The sequence below is a fragment of the Fictibacillus nanhaiensis genome, assembly GCF_023715445.1.
GTDB classification, from domain to species: domain Bacteria; phylum Bacillota; class Bacilli; order Bacillales; family Fictibacillaceae; genus Fictibacillus; species Fictibacillus nanhaiensis_D.
The window spans coordinates 118,585-134,578 of sequence record NZ_JAMBOD010000002.1 but is presented as its reverse complement, the minus strand read 5'-3'; the positions used below and the strand labels follow the sequence as shown (position 1 = coordinate 134,578).

Annotated in this window: 12 protein-coding genes; 11 read left to right on the top strand and 1 reads right to left on the bottom strand. The window is 42.5% G+C overall.

The features are described from left to right. Nucleotides 1-327 precede the first annotated feature (327 nt). From M3196_RS08645 to M3196_RS08600, 10 genes are all read left to right on the top strand, one after another. Nucleotides 328-4,674 (top strand): alpha-amylase family glycosyl hydrolase, encoded by a 4,347-nt coding sequence (locus M3196_RS08645; protein ID WP_251321880.1) that lies wholly within the window; start codon nucleotides 328-330, stop codon nucleotides 4,672-4,674. 177 nt (nucleotides 4,675-4,851) lie between these two features. Beyond that, nucleotides 4,852-5,778 (top strand): GntR family transcriptional regulator YhfZ, encoded by a 927-nt coding sequence (gene yhfZ, locus M3196_RS08640; RefSeq protein WP_251321879.1) that lies wholly within the window; start codon nucleotides 4,852-4,854, stop codon nucleotides 5,776-5,778. Between the two features lie 53 nt (nucleotides 5,779-5,831). Continuing rightward, the gene (locus M3196_RS08635) at nucleotides 5,832-6,176 is read left to right on the top strand and encodes a PRD domain-containing protein (protein ID WP_251321878.1); all 345 of its coding nucleotides are present in this window, start codon (nucleotides 5,832-5,834) and stop codon (nucleotides 6,174-6,176) included. A gap of 22 nt (nucleotides 6,177-6,198) precedes the next feature. Next, nucleotides 6,199-6,564, top strand: coding sequence for a DUF2620 domain-containing protein (locus M3196_RS08630; protein ID WP_251321877.1), 366 nt, complete (start codon nucleotides 6,199-6,201; stop codon nucleotides 6,562-6,564). A gap of 32 nt (nucleotides 6,565-6,596) precedes the next feature. Then, on the top strand, nucleotides 6,597-7,895 hold the full coding sequence (locus M3196_RS08625) for a YhfT family protein (RefSeq protein ID WP_251321876.1): 1,299 nt from the start codon (nucleotides 6,597-6,599) through the stop codon (nucleotides 7,893-7,895). Between the two features lie 12 nt (nucleotides 7,896-7,907). Further along, nucleotides 7,908-8,828, top strand: a complete 921-nt coding sequence (locus tag M3196_RS08620) for a phosphotriesterase family protein (protein WP_251321875.1) — start codon at nucleotides 7,908-7,910, stop codon at nucleotides 8,826-8,828. Between the two features lie 7 nt (nucleotides 8,829-8,835). Further along, nucleotides 8,836-9,948: an aminotransferase class V-fold PLP-dependent enzyme gene (locus M3196_RS08615; RefSeq protein ID WP_251321874.1), complete on the top strand. Its 1,113-nt coding sequence runs from the start codon at nucleotides 8,836-8,838 to the stop codon at nucleotides 9,946-9,948. Between the two features lie 7 nt (nucleotides 9,949-9,955). Then, a complete protein-coding gene (locus tag M3196_RS08610; RefSeq protein ID WP_251321873.1) occupies nucleotides 9,956-11,119 on the top strand; it encodes a YhfX family PLP-dependent enzyme in 1,164 nt (387 codons plus the stop codon). Nucleotides 11,120-11,122: 3 nt separating this feature from the next. Next, the gene (locus M3196_RS08605; RefSeq protein WP_251321872.1) at nucleotides 11,123-12,316 is read left to right on the top strand and encodes a phosphopentomutase; all 1,194 of its coding nucleotides are present in this window, start codon (nucleotides 11,123-11,125) and stop codon (nucleotides 12,314-12,316) included. A 31-nt stretch (nucleotides 12,317-12,347) separates the two neighbouring features. Beyond that, nucleotides 12,348-13,637, top strand: a complete 1,290-nt coding sequence (locus M3196_RS08600) for a serine hydrolase (protein WP_251321871.1) — start codon at nucleotides 12,348-12,350, stop codon at nucleotides 13,635-13,637. A gap of 30 nt (nucleotides 13,638-13,667) precedes the next feature. On the opposite strand, the gene M3196_RS08595 is transcribed toward M3196_RS08600, so the two are convergent. Next, nucleotides 13,668-13,937, bottom strand: a complete 270-nt coding sequence (locus M3196_RS08595; RefSeq protein ID WP_251321870.1) for a hypothetical protein — start codon at nucleotides 13,935-13,937, stop codon at nucleotides 13,668-13,670. Between the two features lie 205 nt (nucleotides 13,938-14,142). Here M3196_RS08595 and M3196_RS08590 point away from each other — a divergent pair, with 205 nt between their 5' ends. Beyond that, nucleotides 14,143-15,444 carry a YjiH family protein gene (locus M3196_RS08590; protein WP_251321869.1) on the top strand — a complete coding sequence of 434 codons (1,302 nt, stop codon included), beginning with the start codon at nucleotides 14,143-14,145 and terminating at the stop codon, nucleotides 15,442-15,444. Nucleotides 15,445-15,994 lie beyond the last annotated feature (550 nt).

Here is a 15,994-nt window from a genome sequence, read left to right as displayed (position 1 = left end):
TTTTTGCCTTTATTCCCGTTATCTTTACCTTTTTCGTCGTCTCCGCGGTCATTTTTACGATTATTATTGTCTTTTTCTTCTTTATGATCATCACTGTTTCCGCGCTCTTCGTTTTTTTAGCTTCTTCTCTTTTAGATTGCTTGTTATGATAGTTTTAATATAAAATAAGAATATTTACCTATTTATTTACAGTCATATCAGCCGAATGGCGCATTTTCCAGAATAAGAAAACATGGGATAATAATTTAAATGAAAGCGGTAACATAAAAGTATTTGTGCAAACGCTTTCGCTTTATTTGCAACATATTTTAAAAAGGGGGATACGATGTGGGGAAGAAAAAAAAGCGGCACGCAGTTTCATGGCTTTTATTATTTACGATGATTTTGCAAACGTTTGCATCTGCGCTGCTTATACAGCCAACTAAAACAACAGCTGAAGAAAGAACGGTGACACTCGTTGGTAATCTCCAAGACGAGCTTGGTGGATCTAGTGAGTGGAATCCTTCCGATCCTGCAACAAAGATGGAGCTGCAGCCAAACGGAAAGTACAAGCTGACAGGAACATTGCCTGCAGGGACTTACGAATACAAGATTGCCATCAATGGTTCTTGGGATGAGAACTATGGTGTTGACGGAAAAGCTGGTGGTGACAACTATAAGCTGACTCTCGATTCCGAAAAAGAGGTGACGTTTGTGTATGACGACATGACGCACAAAGTAAGTATTCCTGAGCCGCTTCCGGAAGAGCAGACACCTCGCATCGTTGGTGACATCCAGCCTGATATCGGAGCTGGCGGAGAATGGGCACCAGGGGAATCGACAGCACTTTTAAAAGATGAAGACTTAGACAATATCTACACATACACTGTACAGGTGCCAAAAGGAAAGCACGAATTTAAAATTGTACTCGGCAACAACTGGAGTGCACCTGCATATCCAGGGAACAATTTCGTACTAAATGTTATAAAAGACGCGGAGGTTACGTTCTATTATAACCATGACACAAAAGATGTTTACACGAATTACGATCCCGGATTGCCGGATGGCAGCGTGAATGGGGACAAGCTGTTCCACGACACGTGGAACGAAGCATTCCGAGCACCGTTTGGGGCGATCAAAGCGGGTGAAGACGTAACACTTCGCCTTCAAACGAAAAAAGGCGACCTGACTGGCGCAAAGCTATATCTTAGAAACTACAACACTGGCAGCACAACTGTTAAAGATATGGAGAATGCGGGTTGGACAACCGTTAACGGTGAAGAGGTCGAGCTTTGGGAAGCCACTGTTACACCTGAAGAAAAAGGTGTTTACGGCTACAAATTTACAGCCCGTGATGGAGATGCGGTAAAAGAATATGGTGAAGATACGCAAGAAGGCGGAAAAGGAGCGGCTGCTGACACGAACGCAGGCCTTTTTCAAATGACCGTTTACGATCCATCTTATAAAACACCAGACTGGATGAAGGAGTCTGTTGTTTATCAGATTTTCCCTGATCGTTTTTTCAATGGCAGCAAAAAGAACGATGACGCAAAAACGACTGCACGCGGTACAGAACCAATCGAACATCAAGAGTGGAGCGAGCTTCCGGACAACCCCCGTCAAGCTGAAACAGAAGACTATGAAGGCGACGAGATCTGGTCGAACGACTTCTTTGGCGGTGACATTGCCGGTATCCAAAAGAAGCTGGACTATATCCAGTCTCTTGGCGTGAACACGCTCTACCTTAATCCGATCGCACATGCTGCATCCAACCACAAATACGATGCGACAGACTACAAAGCGATGGATCCGATGTTTGGGACACCTGAAGAATTTAAGGCTTTTACAAAAGAGCTTAAAAAACGCAAGATGCACCTGATCTTAGACGGCGTGTTCAACCACGTGGGTGACGATTCGATCTATTTTGACCGTTACGGAAAATACGATACGGTAGGTGCATACGAATATTGGGCTAGCATCTATGACTTAATGAACGAAAAAGGCTTAACAGAAGAAGAAGCAAAGAAACAAACAGCAGAAAAATTTACAGCTGAAGGACAAAAATTCAGTTCTTATGGCTTCCACAACTGGTTTAACATCGCGAACGACAAAGTGAACGGTGTCTATAAATACCAGGCATGGTGGGGATTCGACTCACTTCCGGAGATCAAATCGATTCCTGGTGGAGCAGTAGACTATGATTCTGAGTTAAACAACAAACCATTCGCAGACTACATCATGTATGACGAGGATTCTGCGGCAAAATCTTGGCTGGACAGAGGGGCCTCCGGCTGGCGCTTGGATGTGGCGAACGAAGTAGATACCGAGTTCTGGAGAGAGTTCCGTGATGAATTGAAGGAAGGCAAGAAGGACGATCCGCTGATTCTTGGCGAGATCTGGGATGATGCGTCTGAATACTTCCTTGGCGATCTTTACGATTCTGTAATGAACTATCGTTTCCGAGGTGCGATGATCGACTACTTAAAGAACGGAAACGCAAAGAGTGCTGAAAACCAGCTGAACGCTGTATTTGAAGACTATCCAGAAGAGGCATTCTACACGCTGATGAACTTGATGGGGTCACACGATACGCCACGTGCAGCATTCGTGCTTGGAAACGGAACCGATTCTTACGAGCGTGCTGAGCTGGACCCGAATTATAACCATGAGCTTGGTGTGAAACGTTTGAAGCTTGCGGCAATTTTACAAATGGGTTATGCCGGTGCGCCGACTGTTTATTACGGAGATGAAGCGGGTGTTACAGGCTCTAAAGATCCGGATGACCGCAGAACGTATCCATGGGGTTCTGAAGATAAGGACCTTGTGAAGCATTATCAAGCGATCGGAAAAGTGCGTGCTGACTATCATAACCTGTTCAGCTATGGCGAATTGAATCATCTTTACGCTGAAAAAGATGTGCTCGCATATACACGTACGGACAAAAAGAACGCAGCGGTCGTGATCACGAACCGCGGCAGTGAAGAAAAAACGGTGGAATTTGATGTGGAGAAGCTGATCGTAAACAACGTGAAGCTGACAGATCAGCTCGATAAAACATACAAAGCAACTGTAAAAGACGGAAAGCTGACCGTAACGGTTCCTGCGATGAGCGGACGCATGCTTGTTTCTGACAAAGGGCAAAACCTGAAGAAGCCTGAAGCGGTAACGAACGTGAGGGCAACGGAAGCTAGCCACTCTGTATCTCTAACATGGGAAGGTGACGCGAGAGGTTATGCAGTCTACCAAACAACGATCTCTGGTGCTTTTTATGAAAAGGTAACCGAAACAAAAGAAAACTCGATCAAAATTGAAGGTTTAGATAACGGCCGCAAGTACTATTTCGCGGTTGTTGCCATCGATAAAGACAACAACGAATCTGTGAAAACAGAGTCAAAAGCAGCAATTCCGCATGTGGAGCTAAAAGACGGAAACTATGAGATTGCAAACGTAACGGAGCTTCAAGACGGTGTAATCGATCTTTCTAAATCACAAAACGTTTCAGCTGATATTTTTATAAAAGGTGAAACAGAAACTGACGTAGCCGAAGGTCTCCAAGCCGAACTTCAAGTGAAGGAACCAGGCAAAGACACGTGGACATCGCACAAATCAAACTACACATCGCAAAACGGTGAATTTAACAGTTTCAGCGGCACCTTCCTGCCGTTTAAAGAAGGACTATACGAATACCGTTACGCATTCTCAACAGACCTAGGCAGAACGTGGGTAACGGGTGATACAAAATCCGTAACGTTCACAAAAGGTGACGACACAACAGCACCTGCAGATTCTGTATCGCTGGAACAACCAGCACAAGAGTCTGGACAAGTGAACCTGAAGTGGTCTGTTGAAGGGGCAAACGAGCCTTACCTGTTCACGATCGTCCGCGATGGAGAAGTGATCGATCAAATTCTGGATACGAACGCAACGACATACAAAGACATGAACGTAACAAACGGCAAATCGTATTCATACGAAGTGCATATCTACGACAAATCAGGTAACAGTGTGAAGTCGAACGCAGTAACCGTAACGCCTGACCTTGTTATGGTAAAAGTGACGATGAAAGTGAACGCACCGGCGTATACCCCGCAAGGCGTGGACATCACGATGCCAGGCAGCAAGAACGGTTGGAACACCGGTGCGTGGAAGATGACGCGCGGCGGTGCCGTAACAAACGATTATGAATACACGTTTGAAGCGCAAGAAGGCGAAGTGATCACGTACAAGTACGTGAAAAACAGCTCGTGGGATCAAGAAGGACTTGCTGATCATACGCCGGCTAACCCAAACGATGATGACGTGAGCTACTACGGCTACGGTGCTCCGGGAACTGACCTGAGCTTCGTTGTCACGAACCAAGGCGGCAACGAGATGGTCGTTCAGGATAAGATCCTCCGCTGGATCGACATGCCGGTAGTCGTCACATCACATACAGACGGCCAAAGTGTAACATCTGACATGATCACCCTAAAAGGGAACGCGATTAAAGAAGGCGTGATGACGATTAACGGTGAAGCGGTCACGATCAACGATGACATGACGTTCTCTCATACCGTGAACTTACAGGATGGAGAGAACAAGCTGAACATCCACATCGAACCGTCTGAAGAAAATAAATCAGAGATCTTTAAAAACGACGGCGGTTCAATCGCAAAGAACACGAAAAATATTACGATGACGATTAATAAAAACTAGTAAAAGATAAGATGAGATGCTGCTGGGTTAGAATCCCGGTGGCATCTTTTTTGAAGGCACCTTTTGTCGAACTTCGTTGAAAAAAGTATAGAATTTTCAAACATTTTATTGAAAACGCTTTCATATTGTGATAATGTACGAGATGCAATATACAAAAAACTGTACAAGAGTGATGATATGGAAATCTATGAACCACTGTATTCAAAAAAAGTACTTATTCTTCAAAAAATGGCTGAAGAATTACTTTTTGTTAATGTGAATGAAAGAATCCCTAAGATTGGTGAATTAGCTGAGAAATACCAAGTCGGAAGGGGAACAATCCAAACGGCATTAAAAAATCTAGAATCAGTCTCCTGTATAAAATTAGATTCAAGAGGGCATCTGGGAACTTTTTTAAGAGCAAAAGATGTTCCTTGTCTTTTGAAGTATGCAGGTACCTCAAGGGTTATAGGTGTCATGCCTTTGCCTTATTCCAAAAAATATGAAGGGCTGGCATCGGGCTTTAACTCAGAATTTGAAAAATTAGATGTAAACCTTAATATTGCATTCATGAGGGGAGCAAAACTGAGGCTTGAAGGTGTAAAAGAGGGAAGATACGATTTCGCGCTCGTTTCAAGGTATTCTGCGCTGGAGGCTATTAAAGAAAATAAAGATCTAGAGATAGCGCTAGCGTTTGGAACAAATACGTACCTATCCAAACATGCCGTGATTTTTGCTGATGCAAAAAATAAAAAAGTTAAAAATGGAATGAAGATTGGAATCGATTCTTTTTCTACAGATCAAAAAACATTAACGATGGCTGAAACGAAGGATCTGGATGTTGAATACGTCGATTTAAACTATATGCATCTTCTGCAGCACTTAAAAGCAAAATCTATCGATGCTGCGATCTGGAATACGGATGAGATTGATTCTGAGATGTATCACACGGCACCACTATCCTCTGAACTTGCTAAAAACAAAGAGGAGCAAATTACTGAAGCAGTTTGTGTCATCCGAAAAAGTAATAAGAAATTAGAATACCTGCTAAATCTTTTATCGATAAACCAAGTAAAAGAAACTCAACGTAAAGTAGAGGAAGGAAAGCATATTCCCAAATATTAAATGCTTCCTTATAAAATCAAAATACAAAAAACTGTACATTGAAGGTGGACGAAATGAATGCATTACAGACAAGGCTTCAAATCTTAAGATCGGCTGACAGTATTACACATCAAGCTGAATCAATCTGTCAAAGGACAATCAGTAAATTCGTCACCCCAGAAAACGAGAAAAAATATACCATGCTCATCACTCATCTAGCCATGGCTGTTACACGGATGGAAAGAAGCGAGGAGCTTTATCCTCCGCCAGAAGAAATCATGAATGAAATCTACTCTTCATCCTGTATTGAGGAAGCTAATCAGCGTGTTAAATGGATTGAACGAGAGATGGGCAGCTCATTACCGAAAGAGGAAAGAGAATTTTTACTGATGCATTTTGTAACTGTATTATCCGCTTAAAAACATAGAGGAGGAATTCATTTTGAAGATTGTTGTCGGTGGTCAGGTAGATAAGGCAGAAATTGAACAGCTTGTTAAAAAGTGTGGGGGTGATTCTGTAGAAGTCATGGTAAAAAACGATCTAGATGCCGCTATGCTCATTAAATCTGGAGGGGCTGATTATTACGTAGGTGCTTGTCACACAGGAGGTGGAGGAGCGCTTGCTATGGCTATAGCTCTATTAGGGAAGCAGCATTGCGCAACGATATCCATGCCAGGCAAGCCGCCAGTAAAAGAAAAAGTGGAAGAAAGCGTGAGCAGTGGTGCTAAAGCATTTGGGTTCACAGGGGACCACAAAGAAAAAGCAGTTGAATATTTAATGGACGCATTACTGAAACAACAGGTTTAGTTAGGTTAACCATTTAGGGGGAGGGTTTTGTAATGTTAGAAATTATTCTAATGGCTTGTATTGGTGGATTGGCTGCTGTGATGGCGAACTTAGGAATAGCCGTTTTTAATGATGGGCTGCGCCCTATTGTTCCGGAGAACTTGGAAGGCAGAATGAGCCGTAAAGAGCTTGGTGTAACGGCATTTGCAATGAGTTTTGGTCTCGTTATCGGATTCGGCATTCCGATTTCGATTGCAGGAAGTATTATCTTGATTCACAGTATTTTACTTGGAACAGATATTATCGGCCTAACTTTTCAAAGAGGCAAGATTTACGCCATTCTGGCTGGTATTGTAGGGGCGCTTTATGGAGTCGGAATCTACCTCGGACTTCAAGCAGTAGTAGATGCATTCAAGATGCTTCCGCTGAATTTCGTTGATGGATTCAATAAAGTTGGTGAGCCAGTAGTTGTTGCTTTTATGGTGTTCCCGGCAATAGCCATTGCGCTTCAATTTGGTATTAAAAAAGGGATCATCACATTCCTGGCTGCAGCTATTGCCCGTCAGCTCATCGTTTTCTCAAACACAGAACAGCTGCTCAAAATTGACGGGTCACCAGTTGTACTCAGTCCTGAAGGAATTGCACTAGTTGTAGGTATGATCTTTTTAATCGCATTTGCTGTCCGTGAAAAATCAGAAGAACAAAATCTATCAACACTTGCAACCGTTTTTACCGAGCGTGTAGCAAAAATTAAAAAATACGTTTGGGTTCTTATGCTAAGCGGAGCATTAGTTGCAGCAGCTACTAATCTATTGCTGATCGCTGGTGACCCAATCTCATTAAATCTTTTGGCCGAAGGAAAAATCTCTGAAGGTGGAATTGCTTCACTAGCTAAAGCGATCGGCTTTGTTCCTTTAATTGCGAGTACGGCGATCGCAACTGGAGTTTATGGTCCGGTAGGTTTTACCTTTGTATTTGCAGCAGGGATTTTCACACCAAACCCAGTTATCGCAGCGATTCTTGGTGCAGTAATCATCTTTGCTGAAGTGATGCTGTTAACGCAGCTTGCTAAACTATTAGACCGCTACCCTGGAATCCGGGCTTCCGGAGAGAATATTCGTACTGCGATGACACGCGTGTTAGAAGTTGCGCTCTTAATTGGTGGAGCAAACGCGGCAAATGCCATCGTACCTGGCTTTGGTTTCTTCGCAATCGCTGGTTTCTATTTACTCAATGAAGCAGCAGGCAGACCGATTGTTCGGATGGCAGTTGGCCCTGTAGGAGCAATAGCTGTAGGTATTATCGGGAATATCCTCGTGCTTTTAGGACTGTTTACACCACCAGCTGGTTAGGGGAGAAGTGAAATGTATGTTCAAACCGTTTTAGGAAAGATTCCTTCAGACCAATTAGGTGTTTGTGCTTGTCACGAACACCTTTATGTTGATTTAAGTCGAATAAAAAAAGATGAAGATACGAGACTGCAAGATTTAGAGACTGTGATCGATGATCTTCAGCTGTTTAAAATGCTTGGAGGAAAATCGATCATTGAAGTAACAAACGATGGTATGGGTCGTGATGTAACGAAGCTGCAAGAGATCAGCAGAAAGTTGGATTTGCATATCGTGGCAAGTACAGGGTGTTATAAAGATCCATTTATACCAGATGGAAAATTAACGTGGAACCGTGATCAGCTGGCAGAATGGATGCTCACAGAAATAGAAGATGGTATTGAAGATACAGGGATCAAGCCTGGCGTAATAGGGGAGATTGGAAGCAGTTTAAACGAATTTAAACCTATCGAAATTGAGATGTTTTATGGTGCCGTTGAAGCGGCTAAACAATCGGGACTTCCTCTCTCTACACATACCACTTTAGGAACATGTGCGTTAGAACAAGTGGAGTTGTTTCAAAAAGAAAATCTGCCGCTAAATCAAGTAATTATTGGCCATCAGGATTTAAACACATCTGATGAAACTGTTCTTGAAGTTTTAGCAGGCGGAGCATTTGTTGCACTCGATACGATCGGGAAAACGAACTATCGAAGTGATGAAGATCGATTAGCATCTCTTATCACTTTTATAGAGAATGGATTTGAGGATCAAATTCTGCTTTCGAGCGACTTGACCCGGAAATCTCATTTGAGTGCTTTTGGAGGCCAGGGGTATGATGTTGTGCTGCGCACGTTTATACCAGCGTTAAGACAAAAGGGAATGAATGAAACCGTAATTAATAAACTGCTGGTCAAAAATCCACAGAAAGCCTTTAGCATACGAACGAAAGGGTGAATGTAAATTGACACAAAAGTACGCAGACTCCATACTGCAGAATTTATCGCTACAGGAAGCAACAGAACTGCAGTTTAAGCTGCTTGATGATGTCACAAAAGTGTTTAAGCATAATTCTTTCTTTGAAACGGGAGATGTAGGACTTCACCCTGAGCACCACCGTCCAAAAACGACAGCCTTAGTGGAACAAGTTTTAGCTTCGACTTTTAACGCAGAAGCATGTGCGTTAGTAAGGGGGAGCGGCACAGGTGCAATTCGGATTGCGTTAAGTATGGTGGTAGAACCAGGTGATTCAGTCATCGTACATACCGCACCTATGTATACAACAACCAAAGGTGCTTTTCGATTGATGGGGCTAAAGCAAAGCCCTGCAGATTTCAATGACGAACAGGAGCTCGAGAAAATACTCAAAACTGACCGTGAATCCAAAGTCTTCTATATACAGCATGCGAGACAGCAGCCAACAGATACGTACTCATTAAAACATGTAATAGAAATTGTGAAAAAAATCCGCCCTGATCTTTGTATCATTGTCGATGACAACTATTGCGCAATGAAGATGAAAGGAATCGGCGTTGAATATGGAGCAGATGTCTCGACTTTTTCCGGATTTAAATTGATGGGACCTGAAGGAATCGGAGTCATTCTTGGTTCCAGTGGTTTTGTAGATCAAATCCATCAACAAAACTACTCTGGCGGAGGCCAAGTTCAAGGTCATGAAGCACATGAGCTATTGCGCAGTATGGTATTTGCACCTGTCATGCTTGCCATTCAAAACGAGCAAGTAGAGCTGTTGTGCAATAGGCTGAATCAAAATGAACTTCCGATGGTGAAGGAAGCTTACATCACAAATTCGCAATCGAAAAACGTGATCCTGGAATTAGTAGAACCGATCGCACAAGATGTAATCGCTAAAGCATCAGCATATGGAGCTGCTACGTATCCAGTAGGAGCAGAGTCTAAGTATGAGCTTTTGCCGATGATCTATCGTGTATCAGGAGGCTTTATGGAGAGCGATCCGAAATTAAAAAAATATGGCATCCGCATTAATCCAATGAAGTCTTCAGCAGATACAGTGATTCGAATTTTAAAAGAAGTGTTTACAGAGATAAGGGGTTGAGCACAGCATGTTTTTACAGATGACCGCAAAACGAAACCCGAGATTAATTCGTTCAGCAGTTAAATTACATCAAGATGGTGTGATACCGCCTAACACATATGTCATAGATTTGGACAGCCTCTCTTTAAATGTTCAGAGCTTAAGTGAAACAGCAAAAGAGAATGACATCAGTCTTTATTATATGACAAAGCAGATTGGCAGAAGTGGTTTTATCGGCAAATTCATCGAGCAAAACGGCATTGATCGAGCTGTAGCTGTAGACATTGATGAAGCAAATAACCTAATTGAACATCAATGTAAAATTGGAAACATCGGTCATCTCGTTCAGCCTGGAAAACATCAGTGGAAAAAGGTCATAACTGAAATACGCCCAGAAGTCATTACTCTTTTTTCCTATGAAAAAGCCTTGCAGTTATCTGGTGAAGCAGAAAAATTTGGTATTAAACAAGATGTGATTCTACGAGTGATTGGTGAGAGCGATCTTATTTACCCAGGGCAATTTGGCGGTATTCCTCTTGCTGAATTAGAAGCTGCTGCAAAAGAAATCCAAACGTTGCCGGGAATCCAGATCACTGGCTTAACCAACTTTCCAACCATGCAGTTAAATACATCTAAGACTGACTATGAATTTTCACCTAATTTAAATACCCTTCTAGATGGCAAAGACATTCTTGAAAACTTGGGGATTGAAGTCAAGCAATTAAACGCTCCGAGTTCCACAAGCTGCCACACGATTCCTTTATTAAAAAAGCATGGAATTACGCATGGTGAACCAGGTCACGCTATGACAGGAACTACACCTCTTCATGCTTATGATGAAACGCAAAAAGAAGTCCCTTCCATAGTGTATGTATCCGAAATTTCTCACATGGATGAAGAATATGCTTACACAATAGCTGGAGGCTATTATTCAAGGTCTAATATGGAAAACGTTTTATACGGAGATAACGAGAGTTCTATTTTCAGAAAAAGTACACCTATTCAAAAGATCTCTAATGAAAATATAGATTACTACGGCTGTGTGGAACGGAAAGAGGATATGAAAGTTGGAGACTCTATCATTTATGCATTCCGTGCACAAATTTTTGTAACAAGAGCCCATATTGCATTTGTAAAAGGAGTGGATTCCTGTTCACCGGAAGTCGTCTATTTTCAGAGAAGAGGGATGTGAATCATGGGGAAAATTTCATTGCTTGTACTAGATGGATTTGGAATCGGTGCCATGGATGATTGTGCAGAAGTAAAGCCCGAGGATAGGAATGCTAACACATATAAGCACCTTAGAGAGGCAACCAAACTTAAGATTCCTTTTTTATACGAGTTGGGTTTGTGCAAATTAGTCGATAATCAGGGAGAACCGAAAGCGGCATTTGGGAGAAATAATCTTGCTCATCATGGTGCTGACACATACATGGGCCATCAAGAGCTGATGGGCAGCAGACCCGGCATTCCTCAAAAAAGATTGATGAAGAATGTTAGCGGGGAAATCAAAAAATGTCTTCAAAAAAAAGGATATCAAGTCTCACATCCTATTGAAAAAGCGAGTATACTGCTCGTCGAAGACTGCATTGTCATAGGAGATAATCTGGAGTCCTCGCCAGGCAATATTATCAACGTTGTTTGTGATCTCAATCAGATTACATTTGAAGAAGCAAGCAGGATCGGACGAATTGTGAGAAGCTGCGTAGATACGAGCAGGGTGATTGTCTTTGGCAATAAAAAATCAGATATAGCGGACATTCTTTCAGCAGTGACCGAAAAGAATGGTTGCCAGTGGGGAGTCGACAGCCCGAAAACGAATGTTTACGGAGAAGGCTACCATGTTCTGCATTTAGGCTATGGTGTAGATTTTCATAAACAGTTCCCTTATATTGCTGAAGACAATCACGTTCCGGTGTATCGTATCGGAAAAACAGCTGATGTTATTCAGGCATCCGGGTTCAAGGATCCGGTCGTCGAAACAAAAGATGTTCTGAACACGTTTCGAAATTATCACAGAAAAGCCGAGAACAACGCAGTTCTTTTAGTGAATGTTCAAGAGACGGATTTAGCTGGTCACAAACAAGATGTGAACTGGTATAAAGAAGTGCTGGAAGAAGCAGATCGGTTTATTGAGAAGTTTATTGAAGAGATGAGTGAGGACGATGTTCTTTTTATAACAGGTGATCATGGAAACGATCCGACCATCGGACATTCCAATCATACAAGAGAACAAACACCGCTCCTTGTTATCGGTAAAAAGTTAAAACCAGTTGACCTTGGTGTTAGAAGTACAATGGCAGATATTGCAGCGACAATGGCAGAGCTAGCAGGTGTACCTCAGCCTGAGTTCGGCACAAGTTTTTTGAAGGAAATGTTAAGAGCTTAGTAGATTCCAATAACAAACGGGAGGGCTTAAGATGAAAAAAACGTTGTCGATTATGATGTTTATCAGTCTTTGCTTAGTAACCTTTTTAGGAAACATGAATATTAGTCATGCACACACAAAAGCTACTAAACTATCCTATGGAACACCTGAACTTGTCGGAATGGACCGGGAGAAGTTGTCAGAAGTAGATCAAGCTGTGGAAAAAGCAATATCAGACGGAATTACCCCAGGAGCCACTCTATTAATCGCGAAAGACGGGAAAATAGTAAAAGAAGAAGCCTACGGATTTGCCCAAAAATATGACATGGGAGAGTTGTTGGACAAGCCTAATCCTATGAAAAAAGACACAATGTTCGACCTGGCCTCTGTTACAAAAGTGATGGGAACAACACAGGGGATTATGAAACTCGTAAGTGAAGGCAAGCTTTCAGTCGACGATAAAGTAACAGAATACATTCCTGAATTCGGAGCGAACGGGAAAGAACATGTGACAGTTGCCGATCTTTTGACGCACACGTCCGGTCTTACACCTTGGTATCCCACATATCTTTTTGTCCAAACACCAGAAGGAGTGCTCGATTATATTAATGAACTGCCGTTAGAATACGAAACGGGTACAGCAAGAAAGTACAGTGATTTCAGCTTTATGACGCTTGGATTTATTATCGAAAAAATAGCAAACAAAAAGCTGGATAAGTATCTGGAATCCGAAATCTATCAGCCTCTTAAAATGAAACATACGATGTTTACTCCAGATAACATGAACAAAAAGAAAATTGCAGCTACTTCATGGGGTAATCCATATGAATACAAGATGATCGATGATCCAAACTTCGGTTATTATGTAGAAGAAGATCCGGATATGTTTGATGGATGGAGAGACTATACGTTAATTGGTGAAGTGAATGACGGCAATAGCTTTTATGGCAATGGAGGCGTTGCAGGACATGCTGGACTTTTTTCAACAGCTAAAGACCTTGCTAAATTAGGACAGCTCATGCTGAACGGCGGTTCGTACGGTAAAACAAAACTTTATGATGAAGAAGTTTTAGAAGAATTCGCTGCGGATCAGGCCTTTGGACAAGGCTACGGCTGGGAAAGGCAGAAGAACTGGTACATGGGTGATCTATACTCAGACAAAGCTTTTGGACACACAGGCTTTACAGGTACACAGGTTATTTTCGATCCTGAACACAACTTGCAAATTATCTTATTAACGAACAAACAAAATAATGGACCAAAACCAAATGGATCTTATCATAGTACCGGCTCGCTTTCTAAAGAGATTGCAAATATAGTGTACAAATCAATAAAGGATTAAGAAAAAAGAGCTGCCATAATTGGCAGCTCTTTACTTTTTATATTTTTGCAAAATCGACTCCGTAACGGACTCCACATCTTGATCTCTCTTTTTCGCCTCAGCATACCTCTCATAATCCTCAGCAGAAACCTCCAACAAAAAGCTCTTCGGAAAGATATAAGGTTTTCCTTGATCCTGCTCATCCAGATTGTTCATCACTTCCAGCTCATCTTCGTTTTCCCGGTTTTGACCTGGATCATAAACAAACATCTTTCCATACTCTTCTTCCACACTTTTATTGACGTTGATAAAATATGGCATTTAGAACACTCCTGTTTTTTGATTATGTAAATGGTATTCCCCAGAGTGACGATAATCAGACATGAAAAGATCCAGAAAGGGAAAATACCTTTGAGTAATATGAAAATTGTACAAGCAGATCTCGGCATATTTCGAACTTTGTCCCGATAAGATGTAGAGAGAGCCCGTTAAGGCGGGCTTATCACTGATAAGGGAGTTGAAAGAGATGAAAAGCGCTGCAGGTTCCTGGTCTCATTCTTTAAAATTTCTTCTGTTCAGTGCAGTTGGTATTTTCATGTTCTTTATTCCGATTACGGTCAAAGGGAAGTCGTCCATTCCGCTTGATCACCTTGTGACGTGGGTAAGGGCTACAGCGGGTGAAGCCGTCCCTCTATATGCTTTACTCGTTATTCTACTCGGAGCTGTTTATCCGTTCTACACGAAAACGTGGAACAGAGACCGGGTGACAACCACGTTCTCGTTGTTAAAAGTTGTTGGTTTGATCGCGGCAGTCCTTCTTTATTTTGAATGGGGTCCGGGCTGGTTAAGTGATCCTAACATGGGGCCGTTTTTATTTGAAAAACTAGTCATTCCTGTAGGGCTGCTCGTTCCGATCGGAGCTGTGTTCTTAGCGTTTATCGTGGGTTATGGTCTGATGGAGTTCATAGGTGTGCTCGTACAAAAAATAATGCGGCCGATCTGGAAAACGCCGGGCAGATCTGCGGTCGATGCAGTCGCTTCTTTTGTCGGCAGCTATTCCATCGGCCTTCTCATCACAAACCGCGTCTTTAAAGAAGGAAAGTATACCGTAAAAGAAGCTGCAATTATCGCAACAGGTTTCTCTACGGTCTCTGCGACATTCATGATCGTTGTGGCGAATACGTTAGGTCTGATGGAAATGTGGAACACGTACTTCTGGACGACACTTGTCGTGACGTTTTTAGTTACGGCGATTACGGTTCGAATCCGGCCGTTAAGCAGTATGGATGATTCCTATTCTGGCGGGGAAGGTCAGCCGGAAGAAGTTGTAAACGAGAAATATCTGCAAACAGCATGGAGAAGCGCGATGGATTCATCACAAAACGCTCCTGCATTTCTAACAAACATCTGGTCCAACCTAAAAGACGGCTTCGTAATGGCGATGAGCATCTTGCCTTCGATTATGAGTGTTGGTCTTATCGGACTCCTGTTAGCGGAGTACACACCGGTTTTTGACTGGATCGGCTATGTGTTCTATCCGTTCACTTGGGCGCTGCAGCTTCCGGATGCGATGCTTGCGGCAAAAGCAGCATCAATCGGAGTGGCTGAAATGTTCCTGCCGGCACTGCTTGTGGCAGAAGCGGCACTTGTTACGAAGTTTGTAATCGGAGTTGTATCTGTTGCATCGATCCTGTTCTTCTCAGCAAGCATTCCTTGTGTGCTGTCCACGGATATTCCAATCAGCCTTCCTAAGCTTGTGTTCATCTGGTTCCAACGTACGGTGCTGGCTTTGATTCTTGCAACACCACTCGCGTATTTACTTCTATAAAAATAGATGATAAGAGGTGCTGCTAAGTGTTTAAGCAGCACCTCTTTTATGGAGATTAGTAATCTAGTTAAGATTCTTATTAAAGATGCTAGATAATTAATGAACTGGTTCCAGAGTGAAAGATTCCCTCTGGAAGCCAGTTTTTTATTTTGGCTCTTTTTTTAAAAGATTGTTGCTTTTGGGTCATTTTTGAAAGAGTCTTCATTGACAAGTTGATTGGAGTGTAAGGTGCGAGACTCCTGCGGGAGCAGCGTGCCGACTACCTGAGTATTCTTCTTGCAAGGCATGTGACGAGGAAGCTTACTTCGGCAGGATTTTCTTGTAGCCGCAGGAGCAGCACTTCATATATCTTTCGCCTGGGCTCACCTTACCCCCCGCGGAAAGCGAGCATCCTGAAACGGAAATCAACCACTCCTAAGAGCAACTAAGGTTACGAAACAGCCTCTATTTTTAATCAAAAATCTGCGAGTTAACCTGAGTTTAACAGGAATTTGAATAAGTTATTTAAACACGCACGAAAATGCCAAGAACCACATGTAATGGTTCTTGG

Bases quoted from the DNA above. Each gene is read 5' to 3' on its own strand.
- M3196_RS08600 (WP_251321871.1), top strand. From the start codon at position 12,348: ATGAAAAAAACGTTGTCGATTATGATGTTTATCAGTCTTTGCTTAGTA.
- M3196_RS08590 (WP_251321869.1), top strand. From the start codon at position 14,143: ATGAAAAGCGCTGCAGGTTCCTGGTCTCATTCTTTAAAATTTCTTCTG.
- M3196_RS08605 (WP_251321872.1), top strand. From the start codon at position 11,123: ATGGGGAAAATTTCATTGCTTGTACTAGATGGATTTGGAATCGGTGCC.
- M3196_RS08635 (WP_251321878.1), top strand. From the start codon at position 5,832: ATGAATGCATTACAGACAAGGCTTCAAATCTTAAGATCGGCTGACAGT.
- M3196_RS08620 (WP_251321875.1), top strand. From the start codon at position 7,908: ATGTATGTTCAAACCGTTTTAGGAAAGATTCCTTCAGACCAATTAGGT.
- M3196_RS08625 (WP_251321876.1), top strand. From the start codon at position 6,597: ATGTTAGAAATTATTCTAATGGCTTGTATTGGTGGATTGGCTGCTGTG.
- M3196_RS08595 (WP_251321870.1), bottom strand. From the start codon at position 13,937: ATGCCATATTTTATCAACGTCAATAAAAGTGTGGAAGAAGAGTATGGA.
- M3196_RS08610 (WP_251321873.1), top strand. From the start codon at position 9,956: ATGTTTTTACAGATGACCGCAAAACGAAACCCGAGATTAATTCGTTCA.
- yhfZ (WP_251321879.1), top strand. From the start codon at position 4,852: ATGGAAATCTATGAACCACTGTATTCAAAAAAAGTACTTATTCTTCAA.